Genomic DNA, 23,171 nt, shown 5'->3' on the forward strand with positions numbered 1-23,171 from the left:
GAACGCGGCGTATGAATTTCTTCATATACATCAAGAATCGAACGATTGCCGTTCTGGCCGTTTTCGCTATGTCTGTGGCGCTCTACGCTACGCTGTATGTGGCTGGTGTTGATACGTTTGTTATTTGGTACTGCATCTGTCTGGTTGTCATCGTAGCGCTGGTAGGGCTTATCGCCGATTATATTCACCGCCGCGCTTTTTATCGTGAGCTTTCCCAAAACCTTACGGCGATGAGCGAGCACGCGTTTCTAGCGCCTTCGATGTCGGCTATTCCCGCCACCTATGAAGAGCACCTTTTTCATGAAGCGCTTGTCGCCATGTCAAAGTCCATGATGGATAGACTCGCGGAAAGCAAAACGGCCTCGCGAGAATACCGCGAATACATTGAAATGTGGGTACATGAAATCAAAACGCCCATCTCCGCGGCGCATCTGATAGCGCAGAATAATCCAGACGCTGCTACGGACGCTATGGACGTTCAGTTGTCCAAAGTTGAATCCCTTGTTGAGCAGGCTCTTTTTTATGCCCGTGGAACCGCGCTTGACCGCGACTTTTCTATCCGCCCCGTAAGCTTGGAGAAGGTAGTACGCGTCTCCCTTCGGACTAACGCGCGCGCCTTGATTGACGCGCATGTGACGCCGCGCCTTGAGCATCTCGCCTGTTCTGTCAGGACTGATCCGAAGTGGCTTTCATTTATCGTAAGCCAGCTGCTTATCAACGCAGCAAAATACAGGCGAGAAGATTTGCCCCTCGGAGCGTCATTCGTGACGGTGTCAGCCGTTCAAAAAGAAGTTTCTACCGGTACGCGCGTGACCGAACTGATTGTGGCGGATAACGGCATAGGCATTCCTGAACAAGATCTTTCCCGAGTTTTTGACAAGGCGTTTACCGGCGAGAATGGACGCCGATATGCCAAGTCTACCGGTATCGGCTTGTACCTGGTGCATCAGCTCTGCACGAAGATGGGACTTTCCATTTCTGTGACGTCTCAGGTGGGAGCAGGTACCACGTTTACGATTACCTTCAGGGAGAGCATGCTCGACTTGCTTGACGCTTGAGCGTGACGTGCCGGCGCGTGGGCGAGAAGGGCTTCTCGCCAGCTAGACGTCTCGTTCCCAGAGTTCGTCTGTTTGCGGGTCCAATCCTATGACGAAGGTGTGGTGACCGAATGGCTTAAAGTCGAACTTGGCGTAGAGAGCTTTCGCGGGTTCGTTGTGTCCCCATACGCCAAGCCAGGCGCGCGTCTTGCCCAGCAGGCGCGCCTGTTGGAGGACAAAAGCCATAAGCTGAGATCCCAGGCCCCGGCTTTTGTATGCGGGCAGCAGGTAGATGCGCTGAACTTCCAGAGAATCCGCCCGCTGCGCCTCGGTTTGAGCATAGCCAACGCTGAGCTTCAGATAGCCCGCAACCCTTCCGTCCACCTCGATAAAGTAAAAGATGCCTTCGGGGTCGGCCAATTCCTTTTTAAGCACGTCGAGATCGTAAGCCTTCTGAACATAATCGGCCAGATCATCGGCTGTTTTGAACGGAAGAAACGTATCAATAAATGTAGTGATGCTTACGCGCCGCAAAAGCGGCAGCTCATCTGTGTACACAGGGCGGATGACAACGCGCGAAGCGTCGATTTTGACGGGAACGTCGTCGATGCCGAGGGCTCTGCGTGCTTGATCCAGGTTGAGCGTCATGAGGTGATGCTCAATGCCATAGTGCGTGATGGTTTCAGAGGGCTGAGCGGCAGCTTCAAAGCCCTCGCGTGCGTAGACGACTTCGGAGGTAGCCTGAGCTTCGACAAAGAGGGTTGAAGCGTCGTAGTTTTCCGCCACATACGCAATGGTGTCACGCAAAAGCTTGCCACCGATGCCATATCCTTTGCGGCGCGAACATACGCGGCCAATGGTCGGGCCGGGGTATGCGACGCCGTCATGAGTGACGCCGGAGTCAATAACTCTCAGGTATGCGGCCACGTTTTTCTCGCCGTGCGCGTCTTCATCGCGCGGAGTGTCCAGATAGAAGAGATGCGTGGCAACACGGTCAAGACCGTCCAGGTCATTGTAGACAATACCTTGCTGCGCAATGAAGGTTTCCGCACGCAGCGAAAGGATTTCATAGAGTTCCTCCGCGTTGAGCTCACAAAACCGTTTGACTACTAACTCCACAACGATCCCTCTCTCACCATTGGACGCGACGTGCCAACTTTATTATTGCTCAAGCAATGTGGCTCAGGCAATGTGATAAAACCGTAAGGTTTTTGTAAGGTGTATCGATGGCTCTACAGGCGCGTTTGCGTGACCATAGAGTCAAGCACAGTGGCGAGAAGCGCGGTACGGTTCGGTAAAAGCCGTGCATCTCGACAAAAGCCATGTACCTCGGCAAAAGCCGTGCGACTCGTATTCGTATCGCGCAGGTTGCGTCCGCGTTTTCATGCGTGGCGTAAGACGTTCAAAGGAGAAATTCCATGTCCAACGGCCCTATTGCTCCTTCCGGCACACACATGCAGCAGACAGTTCAACCAACCTCCAGTTCCGTTTTACCAAAGTTTGTGCTGGTGTGTCAGAATCTTGAAAAGTATTACGGGACCAGAAACAACATTACCAAGGCGCTTGACGGCATCAATCTATCCGTTCAGCACGGCGAATTTATCGCCATCATGGGTCCGTCAGGATCCGGCAAGACGACGCTTTTGAATTGCATTTCCACTATCGATCAACCAACTGCGGGTCATATCTTCATTGATGATCAGGAGATTACCAGTCTGCACGGACGTGACCTCGCGACGTTTCGACGCGACCGGCTGGGCTTCATCTTTCAAGACGCCAACTTGCTGGATACGCTGACGGCTCGAGAGAACATTGCGCTGTCGCTGACTATCGGCCATGTGGGTGCCAAAGAGACATTGGAGCGTGTCGAGAAGGTTACCCAGCGTTTAGAAATTTCAGGGGTTCTGGACAAGTTTCCTCATGAGATGTCCGGCGGTCAGCGTCAGCGCGTTGCCGCGGCTCGCGCTATCGTCACCAATCCTTCTTTGGTGCTGGCGGATGAGCCGACGGGTTCTCTTGACTCAAAGAACGCCCGCTCCCTGCTTGAGAGTTTTGAAGGCATGAACCGCGCGGGCGCTACTATCGCGATGGTCACCCACGATTCTTTCGCGGCTTCTTATGCTCATCGCGTAGTCTTTATCAAAGATGGTCGCGTCTTCAATGAGATTGTCCGTGGCGAGAAGAGCCGCAAACAGTTCTTCGATGAGATTATGGACGTCGTTTCCTTCCTGGGAGGGGAGGGCGCTGATGTACGCTAAGATTGCTCTTGGTAATGTGCGCAAGTCCCTGCGGGACTTTGGTGTGTACTTTCTGACGCTGACGGTGGGCGTCGCGCTCTTCTACACGTTTAATTCTCTCACGCAGCAGGCTGTGGTTTTAGATTTGAGCTCAGATAATCGCTCCCTCGTAGAACTACTTTCAAACGTCATCTCTGGCGTATCGGTATTTCTCGCCGTAGTGCTGGGTTTTTTGGTGGTCTACGCCAATCGCTTTTTGATCCGTCGCCGCAAGCATGAGTTTGGCGTCTACTTCATACTTGGCATGACCAAACAGGGCGTCTCGAAAATTATTGTTTTAGAAACTCTGTTTGTAGGAGTATTTGCCCTTGCGGCTGGTCTCATCTTAGGAATTTTTGCTTCCCAACTTATGACGTACGCAACCGCGCGTCTCTTTGACGTGAAAATCGACCGCTTTACCTTTGTCTTTTCGTTGCAGTCGCTCATATCCACTGTTGTCTACTTTGCCGTCATGTTCGGCGTGTCACTTCTTTTTAACGTAGTAACGGTTTCGCGCTATCAGCTTATCGACCTTATCAATGCTGATAAGGTCAGCGAGCATGTAAAGGTTAGAAATCTTGCCGTATCTGTTGTCCTCTTTATTGTCTCGCTTGTGATCATCGGCGTTTCGTATCGTCTTTTACAGCATAACGGCATGAAACAATTCGATGGGGAATTCCTGAGCGCAACTGCTTTGGTCTCTGTGGGAACGCTGCTCTTTTTCTTCTCGATGTCAGGTTTTTTGCTCCGCTTCATTCAGACACGAAAGAGCTTCTATTTTCAGGGTTTGAATCCATTTACGCTGCGTCAGTTTAACAGCAGAGTTAACACGGCCTGGCTGTCCATTTCTCTCGTCTGCGCCATGCTCTTTATCGCCATCTGCGGTTTTTGTTCGGGCTTCTCGCTTGTTGAGGCAATGAATGCTCAGTATCGCTCTATCACCTCAGTAGACGCGCAGCTCTCTATGAGGGTGAACTATAATATGGATCCCCAGAGTATCACAACGATGGATCTGAACAAGATCATGCGATCTCGCTCTGCGAAGTGGGACGATCTGGTCGGAAGCTCCACCCAGATTGATGCCTATACCGTCAAAAATCCCGACGGCACTGTCAGGTTGATGTTCAACCTGTTTGCAGGGCTTGCCGGCGTTGACCCGGATTCCGTCTTTGCCGGATATACCAACGGCTCGGCTGGTTCCATCCCTATGCCAATCATTTCAGCCTCTCAGTACAATCGCTTGAGACAGCTGCAGGGCCTTCCGACCATCGATTTCGGTACTGACGGCTATCTCGTCTTGTCTACATCCGGTTCAGACATAAAAAAATTCTGGGAAACCTTCTCAAGGGGACGCTCGTCACTTGATTTGTACGGTACTACCTATCGTCCTGTTTCAGGCGGTTATGACACTGAACTAAAGATGTCCGGAAATGCCGATTTTTCCATGGTAGGAACTTTGGTCGTTGCTGACGGGGCTTTACCAAAAGGAGCGTCTCTTGAGCAATCAGTGCTCTTCATCAACTATGCGCAGCCGGGAGACGCCGGTGAGAAGATCTTCCGAGAAATACGAGATACCGCTTTTAAGGATGGCATCGCTCTTGGCGATGAAAACGACAGCTGGGGTGTGCTTCAGATTTCTTCAAGTAAAGAATTAGCCGCCCAAGCCGGTGGTACTACGGCAGTCGTGACCTATCTTGCTCTGTATATCGGCTTCGTGTTGCTCATTGCCTGCGCTTCAGTATTCGCGCTTCAGCAACTCTCAGAGGCAACGGATAACGTCCGCGCCTATCGGGTTTTAGCGGAGCTCGGCGCGCAGAGAAGCATGGTGAACCGGGCGCTCTTTATCCAGATTGGCGTCTATTTCTTGCTGCCGCTTATCGTCGCATGCTCCCACGCGTTCGTAGCGCTTTCGATAGTCACAAAGATTGCATCTCTTGCGGGCGGCATTGATATCGCGTCCACGATAGCTACGACCATAGCGCTGGTGCTTGCAATTTACGGTGGCTACTTTTTGCTCACTTATTTCACGGCAAGAAGCATCATTTTCAGAGGCAATCGCCGTATCAGTTAAGCTGACTGACAAGAGCGCCTTATAAGCACACGAGCGGATATTCGAGTTTGAATATCCGCTCATTCCGTTTGATCCTCTCCTTAGGTAGAATAAGCCTGATGTGTTGATGTTCTTCTCGCCACATACGATGAAGGTACTGGAGGAATCATGAGTCTTTGGTCTAAGGTCAAAAACGTATTCGTGTCCGTCAATGATGACGAGACGCCGCAAAAGGCTACGTTCGCTACGCGTGAAGATACCGTATACGCTCCTTGTTCTGGCGTGCTGATGAGCGTGCAAGAGGTTCATGACGAGGTAATTTCCAGCGGTCTTTTTGGCGAGGGGTACGGCATTTTACCTGTGGGTCTTGACTGCATTTACGCTCCCTGTGATGCTCGCGTGACGGCTACTAACGTAACAAACCACTCAATTGGCTTGACCACCGAGGGTGGCATTGAAATTCTGATTCACATCGGCGTTGACACCGTCAAAATGAACGGCAAGGGTTTCAGGCGTTTTGTGCATGTGAATGACGATGTTAAAGCGGGCGCGCCACTCATCGCGTTTGATTCGCTTGGTATTGAGTCCGCCGGATACGAGAATGTGGTAGTCATTACGATTACCAATGCGGACGAGTTTAGCCGTATTGATCTGGTGGGAGAGTCGGGTACGTTGGTGGGCGGCCGTCCGTTGGTCAAGCTCGGCGATCCGATTCTGCACGTTTCACGCTAAGGTTTGGCGTTTTTTTCGTTAGGGGTTTTCTTACATGCTTCGCGTTTCCAAGGCTATCCTGCACGTCTTTGATTTTGAGACGGGTGCAAAGTACTTTTCCGACACCGCTTTGGATCTGGAAGACCGTCAGACGCGCTCATACGTGCAGCGGCGCCTTCGCAAGATTACGTCTAATCCGGAATCTCGCCACGGTGCGTTTGCCGAGAAGAGCAACTTTGCGGGAGGACTTCAGGAGTACGCCGCAGGCGATTTTGGATTCGTGGAGTTTTCGGTGCAGATTGCTCAGTGGTTCTGGGAAAATTTGCGTAAGGCGGATGAAACCGAACAGTGCGATCTTTTGGTGGCGGACTATCTCGATACCGATGCCAAGGCATCGTTAGCGGACGCTTCAGATACAGCGAGCGAGGACGGCGGTGTTTCCAACGCGTCTGGCGCGCGTGCCGCTGATGAAGCCTTTGAGGGCAATGGCAGACGGCTTTTTGCGATTGTTGTGCTTCCGCGCAGACAGTCTTTTATTCACGATGTTTTGAGCGGCTCCAACGAGATTTTGAAGCAGGACGCGACGCTGCCAAGTCCAACGCAAAAAGTTGATACCTACGCGGTTATTGATTTGGATACCGGCGCCATTGACTTTCATGATCGGGAGCGGTCGATGGCCGGTCAGAGCAAGCTCGTTATGCCCGAACTCTTTTTGCAGTGTTCCTCTGAGGCGTCCAGCCACGAGGTCATCAGTGAAGTCACCGAAATTGTTCAGGATTTGGCTGAAGAGTACGGCCTTGAACCTGCGGTGGAAGTTTCCCGCGCGAAGGCTGCGGTTGCCGCGGCCGTTGAGGTGGATGAAACTGTCGATCCCGTGAAGGTTGGCCGCCGGGTTTTTGAGGACAGACCGGAGATTCAGGAGCGCTATGAGGCGCAGGCTGTCGAAAAACGCTTGCCGGAGGAAATTTCAGTCAAGAGAGGTCCTGCCGGCCGCATCGCGCGCAACCACAAGATTCGCACGGACACCGGTATTGAGATTACCTTTCCTTCCGAAATGACCAATCACCCCGGGCTTCTTGAATTTATCCGCGAATCGGACGGAAGAATGACAATCTCTATTAAAAATGTGGCGCACATTGAGAACCGATAAAAGCGCTAGTTACCAGTGGTTCTTCTCGCCAGAGACAGAGCTTTTCTTCGAAAAATTCACAATCGTGTGGCCAAAAATTTGGCGCAGAGCATAAAAAGCGGGTAGAATAGCGGGATAGGTCCCACGTTCCCTATATGCACAAGGAGACCCGATGACGTTAAGACGAAATGCTCATACGAGCAAAGATGATAGGTACGACCAAGCGATTTCCCGTCGCGACGCATGCAAATTATTCTTGGGAGCAGGAGTCGCCGCGGCTGCGATAACGGCGTCTTTCGGTTTGCGCCCGCGCGCCGCGCTTGCAATTACCCAAAGTGATATTGATTCCGCGCAGAGCCAGTATGACGTGGCGCAAGCAAAGCTCAAGGAACTCTCAGAGCAGGTTTCTTCCATGCAAAGCGCCATGAACGACACGAACAACAAGGTCGAAGACGTTCAGAAGCAGATTGACAGCACGCAGAGCGATATTGAGGCGAAGCAGGACGAGATCAAGCAGAAGGAAGCTGAGATTGCCGAGAAGCGCAAGCAGCTTGGTGCCCGCATGTCCAGCAATTACAAGGCCGGTCCTCAGGGCGCGCTTGAGGTTCTTCTCTCCTCCGCCTCCTTTGAGGAGCTAACCAGCAACATCTATTATCTGGATAAGATTTCCGAATCTGATAAGAAGATGATTGCCGAGGTTAAGGCCCTGCGTGACGCCCTTGATCAAGAACGCCAGGCACTTGAGAACAAGAAGGCCGACCTTGAAAATCAGAAGGCAAGTCTTCAGACGCTTCAGGCTGACCAGCGCGCGCAGCTCGATAAGATTACCGCTAAGCAAAACGAAGCCGTTGAATATGTAAATAGCTTGGATGATCAGGTGAAGCAGCTTATCGCCCAGCGTGACGCGGAACTTCTTGAGGCTCAGCAGGCAGCTGCCATCGCGGCGCAGCAAAATTCCAATAGCAGTTCGTATTCCGGCGGAGGCTCGTCCGGTGGCGGCTCCTCATATAATGGAGGCTCCAATTCAGGCGGAAGCTCTTCCGGAGGTTCCGGCTCCGCGGCAGCGGTCGTAAGCGCCGCCAACTATACTGGCTCCACCGGCGCTGGCATGTGCGCCGCTTGGGTTTCCAACGTTTTCTCAAATGCCGGTATTGGTCATTTCTACGGAAACGCCTGCGACATGTACTACTCGTGGTGCCATTCGTCTGACAGAAGCACCATTCAAACAGGCATGATTATCGCTGTCGCGTCTCTTGGAGGTTCCGCTGCGGCGCTCATTTACGGGCACGTCGGAATCTACATCGGCGGCGGTATGGTTCGCCATAACATCTCGGGCAATGTCGTCACGCAAAGCCTGTCATCTTGGATTTCCAACCTCGGCGGTCTCTCCACGCCTCGCTGGGGCTGGCTTGGCGGCGTAGCGCTTTCATAGGTTTGCTTCATACGCTTGCTTGTAATTTTTTGCTGGCAATAAAAGTTATATGAGGTATACTCCTTACAGCACATTGCGAAAGCGGGTCACCTTGAGGTGGCTCGCTTTCGTGCATTTTAGGGTCCTATGAAGAAATGCTCACGTTTGAGTTAGAAGGAGTTTGGATATGTCAGAGCGTTTTGATTACACTGTGGATACAGGCGTTTCTCGTTTTGGTACCGCCTCTCGTTGCGGCGGTTACGGCGTTATCTCTCGTCGGAGCGCGCTTGGCGTGCTTGGCTTGGGCTCGATAGCCCTTCTCGCCGGATGCAAGTCCAAGGGTGCGACTGATTCAAAAACAAAGAAGCTGAATATCGTGGCCAGCTTCTATCCCATGTATGACTTCGCAAAGAAGGTCGCTGGAGATTACGCCGATATCACCTGTCTGGTGCCTGCAGGTACAGAGCCCCATGATTGGGAGCCATCAACCAAAGATATGAAAACCATTCAAGAAGCTGATCTTCTGGTGTACAACGGCGCTGGCATGGAGCACTGGGTTCAGGATGTGCTTGACGGGCGTGGTAAGGATACCACGCTTGTCGCGGTCGAGGCTTCTCAGGGCATTGAGCTCAGAAAACTCGATGAGGATGAAGACGAGCATGACCATGAGCACGACCACGAGGACGAGCATAAGGACGAGGACGATCACGACCACGAGGACGATCACGAACACGGCCACGGTCATGACCACGGAGACACCGATCCGCACGTGTGGCTGAGCCCGGTCAACGCCATAGCCGAGATGAAAAACATCTGTGACGCTCTTGTGAAGGCGGATTCTGCTCACAAAGATTTGTATGAGGACAACTTCAAGAAGGCTCAGGCAGACTTTGAGACGCTTGACGGCAAGTATCGCAAGCAGCTCGGCCCTCTTCCCAACAAGACCATTGTCGTTTCGCATGAGGCCTTTGGGTATATGTGCGATGCCTATGGCCTTGAGCAGATGCCCATTGAAGGCGTTGAGGCTGATGCGGAGCCAAATGCGCAGCAGATGAAAGAGATTGCTGACTTTGTGAAGGAGCACAACGTCAAGACCATCTTCTCTGAGGAGCTGGTAAGTCCCAAAGTCGCGCAGGCCATTGCTGACGCGACAGGTGCTACGGTAAGAGAGCTCAATCCGCTTGAGGGTCTGACGGATGAGCAACTCAAAAATGGCGAGGATTACATCTCCGTCATGAATGCCAACCTGAAAGAGCTGGTTGACGCTTTGTCGTAAGGAGGACGTGTTGCAGAAATGCGCAAACGTCATATCACTTAAGAACGTAAGTTTTTCGTATCGAGAAGCCCCTGTTCTTGAAAACGTTACGCTCACAGTGCCGCGCGGAGAGATTTGCGCACTTATCGGCGACAACGGGGCGGGCAAGTCAACGCTTGCCCGCCTTGTCATCGGCGAGTTCACACCGTCTTCGGGTACGGCTGAGCTCTTTGGTACTCCGGCGACAAAATTTAAGGATTGGGAGCTTGTCGGTTATGTACCGCAGATTCCAGCCGAGGCGACAAATCGTTTTCCGGCAAGCGTTTTGGAGCTTGTCGACGCCAGCCAGTATGCGCGCGCCAAAAAAGAGAGGCTGAGTGGCAAAGAGCGCCGGAGCCGGAGCCTTGAAGCCTTAGAGCTTGTAGGCATGAGTACATTTACAACGCGCATTATCCGCGAGCTTTCCGGTGGCCAGCTTCAGCGCGTGCGCCTTGCCTGCGCGCTAGTCAGCAATCCCGAGCTGCTTATTTTGGACGAACCTACGACAGGCCTCGATAAAGAGAGTCGTGACCATTTCTATTCGCTTGTTCGCGAAGCTCATGTGAGCCGCGACCTTGCGGTGCTTCTCGTCACCCATGATATGGCGGCGCTTGATGTACTCGCCTGTCGGGTAATCGAGGTTGCTGACCATGGCGCGCATGAGATGGCCGGGCGCGGTCACGGCGAGAGTCACTGCGCCGAACATGGCAGCCATTGCTGCGGCGGGCACGCGCAAGACAGAGGTTCACTTGATGATTTTGATGAGGCCTACGCGCTTCCGGAAGACCATGAAGACGAGGGGAGCGGACAGCATGTTTGAGTACGTATTCATGCAGCGAGGCGTTATGGTCGGCGTATTGCTGGGAGCAGTCATTCCTCTGGTGGGCGTCACGGTGGTACTTAAGCGTCTTTCGATGATTGGAGACGCGCTTTCCCATACATCGCTTGCCGGTGTGGCCGGCGGTCTTATCGCAGGCGTCAATCCCGTGATAGGTGCCGTGGTAGCGTGTTTTACCGGAGCGCTGTGTGTTGAGGGAGTGCGCCGCCGTTTCAAAGATCAGTCCGAGCTGGCCGTTGCGGTCGTCATGGCCGCGGGCATTGGCCTTGCGGGCGTGCTTTCAGGGTTTGTGCCCAACTCGTCAAGTTTTAACAGTTTCATGTTCGGCAGCATCCTGACCGTAAGCGAGCAAGAAACGCATATCATCGCAATCATCAGCGTGCTGGCGGTGGCATATGTGTTTTGTATGCGCCGCGAACTTTTTCTAATGTCCTTTGACGAGCGACACGCTCGCGCGGTTGGTGTTCCTGTAAGCCTTGCCAACTTTGGCTTTGTTATTGCGGTTGCGCTGGTGGTTGCCGTGGCGGCACGCACGGTAGGTTCGCTCATTGTTTCAAGCATGATGGTGGTACCGGTGGCTTGCGCTCTGCAGCTTTCGCGCTCATGGAAGCAATGCTGTTTGATTTCTTCAGGTATTGGCGTGCTGACGTCTTTGAGTGGCCTGGTAGTCTCCTACGAGCTGGGGCTGAAGCCCGGTGGCACCATCGTTCTTCTCGCCGTAGCAACGCTTCTTGTCGTATTTGCGGTGAAACGCGTGATTTTCGCCGTCAAACGCGTGCGTGTGTGATACGCTAGGCAGGCGCGTTGACGGAGAGGTTTGGTCGCAGACGCCGCGGACAGAGAGGGAACCTGCAGCTGAGAGGTTCCTGCGCGGTAGCGTTCAAAGTTCACTCCCGAGCTATGACCTGAACGGCGCCAAGAAGGAGAAAAACTCCTGAGGTACGTACCTTACGAGGGCGAGCAGTACCTCTTTTGGAGGCTCAGTAGGGAAGTCGGCCGCTTCACGAAACGAAGCTCACAAGAGGGCTGGTGGGAGAAAAAACCCGCTGGTCAACCGAGGTGGTACCGCGGAGCTTATCCGTCCTTGGACACAGAAGTGTTCGGGGCGGTTTTTTACAAAAGGAGTACGTACATGGGAATGTCCGAAGAACTGCAGCAGATTCGCGGGCAGGTGTTGAAGGGCGTCGCCGAGGCGGCCAGCTTAAGCGCGCTTGATGAGGTGCGCGTGAGGTCGTTGGGCAAAAAAGGATCGCTGACAGCTATCATGCGCATGATGGGATCGGTTCCTGCGGACCAGCGTCCCGCTATGGGGCAGCTTGCCAATACGGTGCGAGCCAACGTGGAGACGGCTATTCGCGAGCGTCAGGTGGCGCTGAAGCGCGCTGAGCTTGAGCGGCGCATGAGGGCCGAAGCTACCGATGTCACCTTGCCCGGCCGTCGTGTTTCTCCCGGTACACAGCACCTTATTGAGCAGGTGCGAGAAGAGATGGAAGACATCTTTGTCAGCCTGGGGTACACCGTTGAGAGCGGCCCCTACGTTGAAACAACGTACTACAATTTTACCGCGCTCAACGCGCCTGAGGACCACCCCAGCCGTTCAAGCAAAGATACCTTTTATGTGGAAGATAGAGCTCCGGAGGGCAAGAAGAGCCATGTGCTCGGCGAGTCTGATGTGCTGCTGCGCACGCAAACCTCAGGTGTTCAGGTACATACGATGGAAACAAAAAAGCCTCCCATCTACATGATTTGTCCCGGTACCGTCTTTCGTCCCGATACGGCAGACGCTAACCATCTGCCGCAGTTTACGCAGATGGAAGGTCTGGTGGTTGACGAGGGTATTACGTTCGGCGATCTCAAAGGGACGCTTGACCACTTTACCCGTGAGATTTTTGGTAAAGACCGCGCGACCAGGTACCGCCCTCACTTCTTCCCGTTTACAGAGCCAAGCTGCGAGGTGGATGTGTCTTGTGGCGTGTGTCACGGCGAAGGCTGCCGTTTCTGCAAGTATACGGGTTGGCTTGAGATTCTTGGCTGCGGCATGGTGGACCCCAACGTCTTTGAGTACTGCGGCATCGATTCGGAAGTGTATACCGGCTTTGCCTTCGGCATCGGCGTTGAGCGTGTAGCCGCGCTTCGCTATGACCTCCCTGACCTGCGCATGCTTATCTCCGGTGATGAGCGCGTGCTCCGCCAGTTCTAATCGTTGTATCTTCGTCGCGCTGTGGTAGCCCGCTGACGGTGACTGAAGTGACAACATCTGCAGCAGTGCTTGCGAGAAAGGTTTTTTCATGCGCATATCTTATGAGTGGCTCAAGACGATGGTTGATCTGCCGGAAGACCCGCTTGACCTTGAAAAAGAGTTCGTCCGTACCGGTACCGAGGTTGAGGCGGTCGAGCGCGTGGGCGCGAATCTTGACCATGTGGTGACGGCGCAAGTTGTCAAAAAGACGCCTCATCCCGATTCTGACCATATGTTCGTTACCCTGGTGGATGTGGGGAAGAACAACGTTGACGCTGAAGGTAACCCCGAGCCGCTTCAGATTGTTTGCGGCGCTCAGAACTTCAACGAAGGGGATCACATTGTGACCGCCATGATTGGCGCGGTGCTGCCGGGGGATTTCAAGATTAAGAAGTCCAAGCTGCGCGGCGTTGATTCATGCGGCATGAACTGCTCCTCTCGCGAGCTCGCTCTTGGCGATGACTGCGGCGGCATCATGATTCTTCCCGATGACGCTCCAATCGGCATGCCGATAACCGATTACCTGGGCATGTCCGATACCGTGCTTGACTGCGAGATGACGCCCAACCGTCCTGACTGTCTGTCCATGACGGGTGTGGCCGTTGAGGTTTCCGCGATGTATGACGAGGACACCCATATTGCGCTGCCTACGATTCAGATGGAGCAAGGTTCTGACGCGTCCGACCTTGTAGATGTCGCCATAGATGACGCTTCGTTATGCTCTCGCTATACTGCTCGTGTGGTGCGCAATGTCAAGATTGGAGCGAGCCCCGAGTGGCTTGCGCGCCGCGTCACTGCGGCGGGAGGCCGGCCTATCAACAATGTGGTTGACGTTACCAGCTATGTAATGTATCTGACAGGGCAGCCTCTGCATGCGTTTGACCTCGGTAAACTTATCGAGCGTGACGGTAAACGCCATATTGTGGTGCGTGCGGCCGCGGACGGCGAGCACATTACCACCCTTGACGGTCAGGATCGCGTTCTGACCCCCGATATGGCTCTCATTACCGATGACGGCGCAACGCCGGTTGCTCTTGCAGGCGTTATGGGCGGCCTTGATTCAGAGATTGACGAGGCTACGGTTGACGTGCTTCTTGAATCCGCCGTCTTTGACCATGGACATATTAGCCGTACCAGCAGAAATCTTGATCTCATGAGCGAGGCTTCAATCCGCTTTGAGCGCGGAGTCGATCCGAATGCCTGCGCCGATGTGGCCGATATCGCGGCCGCCCTCTTTGAGGAGTGCTGTGGCGCCGAGGTCTGCCCCGGTATCGTGGACGTGTATCCGCAGCCGCTTGAAGCTCCCGCTATCAGCTTCCGTCCTTCTCGCGCCCGCGCTCTTGCGGGAGCTCCCATTGATGACGACTTCATGCTTTGCCGCCTTGCTCGTCTTGGCTGTGCGTTTGGCGAGAAGACCTGCGCGACTGACGGCTCCCTTGCGTCCGTTGCCGTGACGGCTCCGACCAACCGTCCTGACTTGGCGCGCGAGGTTGACCTTATCGAGGAAGTTATGCGCCTCTGGGGTGAAGGTGATATTGAAGCGACGCTGCCGGCGGCTCGAAATCATGCGGGCGGTCTGACTGCAGAGCAGCTTCGCGCGCGCAAGATTGGACGCACGCTGCGGGCGCTCGGTCTGAATGAGACGAAGTCGTATCTGTTCGCAAGCTCTGAGGATCTCACCAAACTCGGTATGGGAGAAGAAAGCCGCGGCCTTCCGGTAAAAGTCATCAATCCGCTGGTGTCAGATCAGTCTGAGATGCGCCGCTCTTTGCTGCCCGGTCTGCTGCGGTCGGTTGCCTATAACCTCGACCACGGCGTGGAGAACATCGCGCTCTATGAGATGGGTCGCGTACTCTTTGGGCGTGAGGGTAAGAGTCAGCCCGATGAGCCGAGTTATGTCGCGGGCGTGCTCTGCGGTCGACCTGCGGATGACGCGTGGAATATGAAGTGGCCCGCGTATGACTTCTTTGACGCCAAGGGCGTTGTCGAGGGTCTGCTTGAAGAGTTGCGCATTCCAAAGGTGCGCTTCCGCGCGGTCGATTCCGAAGCGTATGGCTGGCTGCAGCCTGGCTGTGCCGCTGAGGTTCTTGCCGAAGGCGAAGTCATTGGCTGGGTGGGCAACATTCACCCGCTTGTGCTTCAGAACTTTGACGTTGAGGCTCCCGTGGTTGCTTTTGAGCTTTCCGTGGCGGCGCTGCAGCGTCTTGCCCGTAAAGACTTGCCTATTGTTGAACCTCCAATGTATCCCGGCATCGCTATCGATCTTGCCATTGTAGTCGATGAAAAAGTTACCTGTGAGCAACTTACGCAGCGCCTCCGCTCTGCCGGTGGTAAGCTTTTAGCAGACGTTCGTCTCTTTGACGTCTATCGCGACCGCGTGCGCGTGGGAGAAGGCAAAAAGTCCATGGCCTTCTCGCTTACGTATCGCGCGGATGACCGCACGCTGACCTCGGAGGAAGTCGAAAAGACCCACACTAAGCTGGTTGAGAAGGTCATGCGTTCAACAGGAGGAGAGATTCGTTCATAAATGCCCAGTTGGAACGTACATATCGCTCATGCGGACCGGCTTCTCAGAGAGGCGGGAGCCGGTCCTTTGGGTGTGCGTGATGTGGACGCGTTTCTTTTTGGCAATATTTTGCCTGATGTATATGTGGGCTACATGGTGAGCGAACCCACCAAAATACTGCGGTACTGCCTGACGCATCAGTCCTATCCCGGCGGGATTCCAATCCCAAGCTACAAGCGGTACTGGCGCAATTTCATTGCCCCGTATGACTGCGGCGAGAAGGACGGCGGCGTCAGCGATATGATACTCGGCGTGTGGTGTCATATCGTATGTGACCATATCTACAACACCTATACGCGGCGCTTCATTCGAAGCTACGGTATTCCTGTGGGAGAAAAGACGCGCATTCGCAAGCAGACCGACTTTGATTTGTACGGGCGATCGCTCAGCATGAGCCGCCTGCCCCGCCTGACGCCCGAACTGCTGCGACAGGGAATGGCCTATCCGCAATACCGCATACAAGAGGAGGACATCCGCGCCGCTCTTGAGGTTGTCGATGAGATTGCGCAGACTAATCTTGCCGCGCATGAAGACAATCCGCACTACACCATGCTCACAACAAAGTTCTTCTCGATTGCCGCTGATGAGGCTCATTGGGTGATGCTGCGCGGACTTACGGGGCGAATATGAAATTGTTACAACCCGGTTATTACTCTGTGAGCGAGCGCTCTTCTTGCCGTCTGTCCCGCTAGACTGACTCTCACATGTCAGCCGTACAAAAGTGCGGGCGCGAAAGGGGAAAGTCATGGACAAGATGGAATCTCGCGGAACGTTTACGGAGTATCTGCCGTCCTATACGGTCGGTGTTGACGCATACCAGGCTGTTCCCCATATTACCAGGCGTTTTGGTAAGCACGCGGTAGTCATCGGCGGCGCGACCGCTATGGAAAAGGCCAAGCCGCGGCTGCTTAGCGCGCTTCAGGGCTCTGACGTACTTATTGACAGCTGGGTGGTGTATGGCTCCAATGCTACACACGCAAACGCTCGCTCGATTGCTGAGCGGGAGGATGTTCGCGCTGCCGACATGCTCTTTTTAATGGGAGGTGGCCGCGCTATCGATGAGGGCAAAGAAATCGCGACCATCCTTGATAAACCGTACTTTACCTTTCCCACGCTTGCTTCCAACTGCGCACCTATTACACGTATCGCGGTGTTTTATAAAGAGGATGGCTCATCAGACACATACTTCATTCCGGCCGAACTTCCGGTGCATACCTTCATTGATACGCAGGTTATCGTTGAGTCTCCCGATGAGTATTTCTGGGCCGGCATCGGCGACGCTTTCTCCAAAGGCCCCGAAGTCGAACTTTCTTCTCGCGATGTCGATTTGGCCCACAGCCCGCTCATGGGTCGCTCTCTTGCGGGAGGAGCGTGCGTTGAGCCGCTCTTCGACTATGCCGAACAGGCGCTTGCCGATAAGCGCGCCGGTATCCCATCCGACGCGTTTGAGCGCGTTGTGCTGAACATTATTGTCACCGCCGGCGTCGTTTCCAACATGACCACCAACCTGGCGGCCGAGCGAGGCGCCTATTACTTCAATTCCTCCGCGGCGCATGCCTTCTATAACGGCTTTACCATTCTTGGCGAACGTGCCGAGAAGCACCTTCACGGCGAGGTGGTCTCCTTTGGTACCTGCGTGCTGTACTCCTTCGACAACAACGTTGAGGGCTTGAAGGCGCAGGTTGCCTTGAACGAGAAACTCGGGCTTCCTACAACGCTGGCCTCTTTGGACATTACGGAGCTTTCTCAAGACGCTGATCTTGACGCTCTTCTCGCGGTGGCGCAAAAGACTAACGAGTGGGGTCGCGCTCCGTACGGATACACACCCGAGCGTTTCCGTCAGGCGATTCTTGACGCTGACGCGTATGGCCGCGCGCGTAAGGCCGGCGATACGGTTGCCGAAGCTGAGGCTCTCGCGGCTGTGACCGCACACGCCGTGACACCTGCGACTGCGGCGCCGCGAAGGCTCTAGGGTTTCAGCGCACCTGTACAGAAAACGAAAGCAGTCTAAAAAAGACGCGCCCGGTTAAATCCGGGCGCGTCTGTTGTATACCACTCAGGTGCAGGTATATGAGCTATATGCTAGTGATCCTAGCCTATTGAACCTCGTTACTGAACCTGGCAAATCATGGCGACGTTGGTAGATGTGGTGTAGTCGCCAAGACGCGGGCTGGTCTGAGGATCGCCTGCGGTCAAAACGACCAAATCGCCGGCTTCAGCGACGCCGACTTCCTTGGCAACCTGCAGAGCGTTGTACATGGTGTTGGCAAGAGAACCCTGCTCGGTTGTCTTGTACGCGTAGACGCCCCAGTAGAAGCATGTGCGGCGGATAGCCTCATCGCTTGGAGACATAGCGTAGAGCGGACGCTTCGGGCGGAAGTTGGACACCAGACGGGCGGTGCGGCCGGAGTGCGTCGGGCAAATTATGCATTTCGCGTCAACGGTCAGCGCCATGTTGACGGCTGCAAAGCCGGTTGCCCCGTTGATGTTCTTGAGGCCTTTGCGCTGATGATAGGTATCTTTCACAGAGAGGTACTTCTCGGTCTCCTTGCAGATGGCGGCCATGGTTTTAACCGCCTCAATAGGATACTTACCAGCCGCGGACTCGCCGGAGAGCATAACGCAGTCGGTGCCGTCATAAATGGCGTTTGCGACGTCAGTAACTTCCGCACGAGTAGGACGGGGATTGCGGATCATGGAGTCGAGCATCTGCGTAGCGGTGATAACGGGTTTATACGCCGCGTTGCACTTCTTGATGATGGTCTTCTGGATGTGGGGGACCTCAGCTGCAGGTACTTCAACACCCAAATCGCCACGGGCGACCATGATGCCGTCAGAAGCGGAAAGAATTTCGTCAAAATTCTTGACTCCCAGAACAGACTCAATCTTGGGGAAAATCTGGACGTTCGGGGTGCCCATCTCGCGGCAGATGTCGCGAATCTCGCTGACAGCCTCGCCATCGCGGATGAAGGAAGCGGCAATGGCGTCAATGCCAAGCTCGCAGCCGAACATGATGTCGGCCCGGTCCTGCTCGGTAACGGAAGGCAGGCCGATGTTGACGTTGGGAACATTGACGCCCTTTTTCTCGCCAAGCTCGCCGCCATTGATAACCTTGCAGTACATATCGGTGCCATCGACATGGTCGACCTCAAGGCCAATAAGGCCATCATCAATCAAGATGATGGAACCCTTTTCGACTTCATTAGGAAGGTTTTTGTAATCAAGCGAGAAGCGCTTTGCGGTGCCGATGACGTCATCGTCGGTGGTGATAACAACCTCATCGCCGGTATTGAGCATGACCTTCTTGCCGTCCTTCAGAACGCCGGTGCGAACCTCGGGACCTTTGGTGTCAAGCATGATAGCGACAGGAATACCCAGCTCGGCGGAGATATTGCGAACGCGGGCGATCATGTTGCGGTGGTAGTCATGGCTGCCATGAGAGAAGTTGAATCGAGCAACATTCATGCCCGATTTAATGAGCTCCGTAAGGACCTCGTCACTTTCTGTTGCAGGTCCCATGGTGCATACAATCTTCGTTTTCTTCTTCTGTGCCATGTTTCTCCTTTTCATAGTCGAGATGTACTCAAGCGGGGCTTGAGCGATTAAACCAAATATCCTTAGCAGACAACGCTCTTTTCGATAAACTCATTGCCTGTTGCGAACGCCTGCGCATTTTCAAGCGTAACGCGCGCAATTTGAGCGAGAGCCTCATGGGTAAAGAACGCCTGGTGGCTGGTCATAACAACGTTGGGGAAGGAACAGAGCTCGGCGGTTATCGAGCTGAATACCTCATCACCGCGGTCGCGGTAAACGTTGGGATTTTCCTCCTCGTAGACGTCAAGTCCGCAGGCGCCAATCTTTCCGGAAAGAATGCCGCGGATAAGCGCCTGGGTGTCGACAAGTCCGCCGCGTCCCGTGTTGACCAAAATGACGCCATCTTTCATCTCGCCGATGGTCTTGTCGTTGATCATGTGGTAGCTTTCCTCATTCAAAAACGCGTGCAAAGAGATGAAATCTGAACGTTTCCAAAGCTCGTCATAGTCGACGTATTCATCGACAACGTGCTCCTCATCAACGAGCTTCTGGTTGGGATAGAGGTCAGCGCCAAGGACGGTCATGCCAAAGCCCTTGCAGATGCGGCAAAGCGCCGCGCCAATGCGACCGGTGCCAACGATACCCGCGGTCTTGCCGTGCAGCGTCTCGCCGACAAGGCCAACAAGCGAGAAGTCATTCTCGCGAATACGGTTGTATCCACGATGAATACGGCGGTTAGCGCAGAGTCCAAGGCCCATAGCGTGCTCGGCGATTGCCTCAGGAGAGTAGGCAGGAACGCGTGTAACTCTGATGCCAAGATCCTTTGCGGCCTCAACGTTGACGGCATCGAAGCCCGCGCAGCGCATGAGTACCAACTTGACACCAAAACCCGCGAGGATTTCCAAGGTCATAATACCGGCGTCGGCGTTGACAAAAGCGCAGACAGCGTCATAGCCTTGGGCAAGAGACGCGGTTAGCGGCGTGAGGTTAATCTCGGTATAGTCAATAGAGACATCGGGATAATCTTTGAGCTCCTTGTTAAAGGAGTTTCGATCGTAGCTTTGAGCGCCGTAAAACAGGATTTTCATAATTCCTCCGTTTGTAGCTCACTCGTACTTCCAATAACTAACGTTTTCTATTTTACCGCTCATTAAGGGTAATGGCATAGGTTTTTGAGAGAACTTACAAAGGATTCGTCAAGTATTCATCGATGACAGGATGGATATATTCCACAGACGGATACTTTGGCGAGAAGTTCTATGTATATGAGAGCGTTCTACGGTAGAATGATAACGTCCGTAAGGCACCCGATATGGCAGCCTTGGTGAGCCCTTGCCCCTCCTGGGGAATTATGATCGGGCATCAATCTATCGGGAAATCAACCCAGGAGAGGAAATCGTGAAAGAGTATCTTTCAGATGCTGCTGACGTCTTGAGCAGCTACGACACACATGGCAAGAGCGGTCTTTCAGCCGCTGAGGCCGCGAGCCGTCTTGAGAGAGACGGTCTCAACAAGCTCAAAGAGCCGAAAAAAGACCCCCTTATCAAGCGATTTTTTGCGCAGATGGCAGACCCTATGGTCATCATGCTGCTTATCGCAGCAGTCATTTCCGCTGTCGCTGGCATCTATACCGGTGAGGGCGGCATAGCAGACGTCGCTATTATTTTGTTCGTTGTTGTGGTCAATTCAATTCTCGGCGTGGTTCAGGAAGGCAAGGCTGAAGAGGCGCTTGCCGCTTTGCAAAAGATGAGTGCGGCAACGTCAAAGGTTGTGCGCGATGGTCGCCTTGATGACGTTCCTTCCGTTGAGCTTGTGGTGGGCGATATTATTTTGCTTGAAGCGGGAGATTCCGTTCCCGCTGATTGCCGCGTGCTGGAAAGCGCTTCTATGAAAGTTGAAGAGTCGGCGCTTACCGGAGAATCGCTGCCGGTTGAAAAAACCGCAGATGCTTTACGGCTTTGCGGTGGCACTGATGATGTGCCACTGGGAGATCGCAAAAACATGTGCTATTCAGGCTCCATCGTAGTCTATGGCCGTGGGCGCGCCGTTGTGGTTGCTACCGGCATGGACACTGAGATGGGCAAGATTGCTGACGCTATCTCTCAGGCTGAGGACGGGCAGACTCCTCTGCAGATTTCACTCGATCAGCTTTCTCATACGCTTACCAAGCTTGTAGTTGCTATCTGCGTGCTCATTTTCTTTACCGGTTTTATCAAGCACGGCTCTGAGATGCTCCAGAATTTCGATTTGGTGCTCAATACCTTTATGGTTGCGGTTTCTTTGGCGGTTGCGGCAATTCCGGAAGGTCTTGTCGCCGTCGTGACCATTGTGCTTTCAATGGGCGTTACGCGTATGTCTGAGCGTCATGCCATTGTCCGCCGCCTGACCGCTGTCGAGACCCTCGGCTGTACGCAGGTTATTTGTTCCGACAAGACCGGCACGCTTACGCAAAACAAGATGACAGTTGTCCGCCACGAAACGGAAAATCTTGACGCGCACGTGCGTACGATGGCGCTCTGCTCCGATGCGAAGTGGGATGACGCTGAGCAGATTGCCAAGGGCGAACCCACGGAGGCGGCGCTCGTTGCAGACGCTGCAAAGCACGGCTATACCACCAGTGACCTCGCTTCTTCTCGCCCGCGTATTGGTGAGGCTCCCTTTGACTCCAAGCGTAAGATGATGTCGGTGGTGGTTCGCACGCGCTCTGGCGAGGTGGTACAGCACACCAAGGGCGCTCCAGATGAGATACTTGCCCGCTGCACCAAGATTATGACGAGCGACGGTGTTGTCGATTTGACCGACAAAGCCCGCGCGGATATTTTAAGCCAGAATAAATCCATGGCTGACCAGGCGCTTCGCGTGATGGCGTCTGCTCGCCGTGATTGGGGAGATACGGCTCCCGAGAGTTTTGATGCGTCTGATCTCGAGAAGGACATGACGTTTGTAGGTCTTTCCGGCATGATTGATCCTGTGCGTCCTGAAGTGAAGGCTGCTATCGAGGAAGCTCACAATGCGGGTATGCGAGTAGTCATGATTACCGGCGATCACGTGGATACCGCTATCGCCATCGCATCCGAGCTGGGTATTATTGACAACCGTGATCAGGCCATTACCGGCGCTCAGCTTGACAAGATTTCGGATGAAGACTTTGAACAAAAGATTGAGTCTTTAGGTGTGTACGCGCGCGTACAGCCTGAACACAAGGTACGCATTGTTGATACCTGGCGCAAAAAGGGCATGGTTACCGCGATGACCGGAGATGGCGTCAACGACGCGCCGTCAATCAAGCGCGCGGACATCGGCATTGGCATGGGTATCACCGGCACCGATGTTACCAAGGGCGTTGCTGATATGGTTTTGGCTGACGACAACTTCGCTACCATTATTGCGGCGTGCGAGGAAGGTCGTCGCATTTACGACAATATCCGCAAGTGCATCCAGTTCCTGTTGAGCTCCAATCTGGCCGAAGTTATCGCTGTTTTTGTCGCGTCGCTTGTGGGCTTTACCATCCTGCAACCTACGCACTTGCTGTGGATTAATCTCATTACTGACTCGCTGCCTGCGCTTGCCATGGCAACTGAGAAGGCTGAACCGGGGATTATGAACCGCAAACCGCGCGACTCTCGCGCCGGTATCTTCTCTGATGGCCTTGGTCTTGACTGTATCGTGCAGGGTGTCATTATTTCCGTTTTGACGCTGGCGAGCTACTTTATCGGCCACTATGTTGAATACGGTACGTTTGACATCTCTCAGGTCATTACGAACCCCTCTGCCGGTATCGACGGCATGACCATGGCGTTCTTGACGCTTTCGATGGTTGAGATGTTCCATTCGTTTAATATGCGCAGCCGTCGCGAGTCCATATTCAAGCTCAATAATCAAAATATCTGGCTGTGGGGGTCATTTGTGGTTTCGCTGATTCTCACCTACATTGCTATTGAGACGCCGCTCTCTCAGGCGTTTGGCTTCGCAGAGATTGGCATCAAAGAGTATGCGATTGCCATGGGTCTGGCCTTCGCAATTATTCCGCTTATGGAACTCTATAAAGCTATTATGCGCGCCGTTGAAAAGTAACCTTTAGGCCGC

At 53.9% G+C, this 23,171-nt stretch carries 17 protein-coding genes; 14 read left to right on the plus strand and 3 right to left on the minus strand.

Annotation, left to right across the window (positions count from 1 at the left end):
- The first annotated feature begins 11 nt into the window (after positions 1–11).
- On the plus strand, positions 12–1,058 hold the full coding sequence (locus tag QM016_RS06630; protein ID WP_282711293.1) for a sensor histidine kinase: 1,047 nt from the start codon (positions 12–14) through the stop codon (positions 1,056–1,058).
- Between the two features lie 42 nt (positions 1,059–1,100).
- Here the strand turns inward: QM016_RS06630 and QM016_RS06635 are convergent, their stop codons facing one another.
- Positions 1,101–2,156, minus strand: coding sequence for a GNAT family N-acetyltransferase (locus QM016_RS06635; RefSeq protein ID WP_016477291.1), 1,056 nt, complete (start codon positions 2,154–2,156; stop codon positions 1,101–1,103).
- Between the two features lie 335 nt (positions 2,157–2,491).
- On the opposite strand from QM016_RS06635, the gene QM016_RS06640 reads away from it, so the two are divergent.
- From QM016_RS06640 to QM016_RS06695, 12 genes are all read left to right on the plus strand, one after another.
- A complete protein-coding gene (locus QM016_RS06640) occupies positions 2,492–3,295 on the plus strand; it encodes an ABC transporter ATP-binding protein (protein WP_051113110.1) in 804 nt (267 codons plus the stop codon).
- Positions 3,285–5,384 carry an ABC transporter permease gene (locus QM016_RS06645; protein ID WP_016477289.1) on the plus strand — a complete coding sequence of 700 codons (2,100 nt, stop codon included), beginning with the start codon at positions 3,285–3,287 and terminating at the stop codon, positions 5,382–5,384. Before QM016_RS06640 ends, QM016_RS06645 begins: the two co-directional genes overlap by 11 nt.
- Positions 5,385–5,531: 147 nt before the next feature.
- Complete coding sequence (locus QM016_RS06650) at positions 5,532–6,095, plus strand: PTS glucose transporter subunit IIA (protein WP_016477288.1); 564 nt, start codon at positions 5,532–5,534, stop codon at positions 6,093–6,095.
- A gap of 34 nt (positions 6,096–6,129) precedes the next feature.
- Positions 6,130–7,224, plus strand: a complete 1,095-nt coding sequence (locus QM016_RS06655; protein ID WP_282711294.1) for a nucleoid-associated protein — start codon at positions 6,130–6,132, stop codon at positions 7,222–7,224.
- 151 nt (positions 7,225–7,375) lie between these two features.
- A complete protein-coding gene (locus QM016_RS06660) occupies positions 7,376–8,635 on the plus strand; it encodes a CHAP domain-containing protein (RefSeq protein ID WP_282711295.1) in 1,260 nt (419 codons plus the stop codon).
- Positions 8,636–8,801: 166 nt separating this feature from the next.
- Positions 8,802–9,890 carry a metal ABC transporter substrate-binding protein gene (locus QM016_RS06665; protein ID WP_282711296.1) on the plus strand — a complete coding sequence of 363 codons (1,089 nt, stop codon included), beginning with the start codon at positions 8,802–8,804 and terminating at the stop codon, positions 9,888–9,890.
- 7 nt (positions 9,891–9,897) lie between these two features.
- The gene (locus QM016_RS06670) at positions 9,898–10,728 is read left to right on the plus strand and encodes an ATP-binding cassette domain-containing protein (protein ID WP_156825451.1); all 831 of its coding nucleotides are present in this window, start codon (positions 9,898–9,900) and stop codon (positions 10,726–10,728) included.
- A complete protein-coding gene (locus QM016_RS06675; protein ID WP_282711297.1) occupies positions 10,721–11,533 on the plus strand; it encodes a metal ABC transporter permease in 813 nt (270 codons plus the stop codon). The genes QM016_RS06670 and QM016_RS06675 overlap by 8 nt, the downstream gene beginning before the upstream one ends.
- Positions 11,534–11,878: 345 nt before the next feature.
- Positions 11,879–12,946, plus strand: a complete 1,068-nt coding sequence (gene pheS / locus QM016_RS06680) for a phenylalanine--tRNA ligase subunit alpha (protein WP_016477282.1) — start codon at positions 11,879–11,881, stop codon at positions 12,944–12,946.
- An 88-nt stretch (positions 12,947–13,034) separates the two neighbouring features.
- Positions 13,035–15,512 carry a phenylalanine--tRNA ligase subunit beta gene (gene pheT, locus QM016_RS06685; protein ID WP_282711298.1) on the plus strand — a complete coding sequence of 826 codons (2,478 nt, stop codon included), beginning with the start codon at positions 13,035–13,037 and terminating at the stop codon, positions 15,510–15,512.
- Complete coding sequence (locus QM016_RS06690) at positions 15,513–16,181, plus strand: hypothetical protein (RefSeq protein ID WP_282711299.1); 669 nt, start codon at positions 15,513–15,515, stop codon at positions 16,179–16,181.
- A 115-nt stretch (positions 16,182–16,296) separates the two neighbouring features.
- Entirely contained in the window at positions 16,297–17,523 is a 1,227-nt protein-coding gene (locus QM016_RS06695; RefSeq protein ID WP_282711300.1) for an iron-containing alcohol dehydrogenase family protein, read from the plus strand.
- A gap of 137 nt (positions 17,524–17,660) precedes the next feature.
- Here the strand turns inward: QM016_RS06695 and pyk are convergent, their stop codons facing one another.
- Both pyk and QM016_RS06705 read right to left on the minus strand, forming a co-directional pair.
- On the minus strand, positions 17,661–19,106 hold the full coding sequence (gene pyk / locus QM016_RS06700; protein ID WP_016477278.1) for a pyruvate kinase: 1,446 nt from the start codon (positions 19,104–19,106) through the stop codon (positions 17,661–17,663).
- A gap of 62 nt (positions 19,107–19,168) precedes the next feature.
- A complete protein-coding gene (locus QM016_RS06705; RefSeq protein WP_016477277.1) occupies positions 19,169–20,173 on the minus strand; it encodes a 2-hydroxyacid dehydrogenase in 1,005 nt (334 codons plus the stop codon).
- Positions 20,174–20,483: 310 nt separating this feature from the next.
- On the opposite strand from QM016_RS06705, the gene QM016_RS06710 reads away from it, so the two are divergent.
- Positions 20,484–23,159, plus strand: coding sequence for a cation-translocating P-type ATPase (locus tag QM016_RS06710; RefSeq protein WP_282711305.1), 2,676 nt, complete (start codon positions 20,484–20,486; stop codon positions 23,157–23,159).
- Positions 23,160–23,171 lie beyond the last annotated feature (12 nt).

Source organism: Lancefieldella sp. Marseille-Q7238 (genome assembly GCF_949152215.1).
In the GTDB taxonomy this organism is placed as follows: Bacteria; Actinomycetota; Coriobacteriia; order Coriobacteriales; family Atopobiaceae; genus Lancefieldella.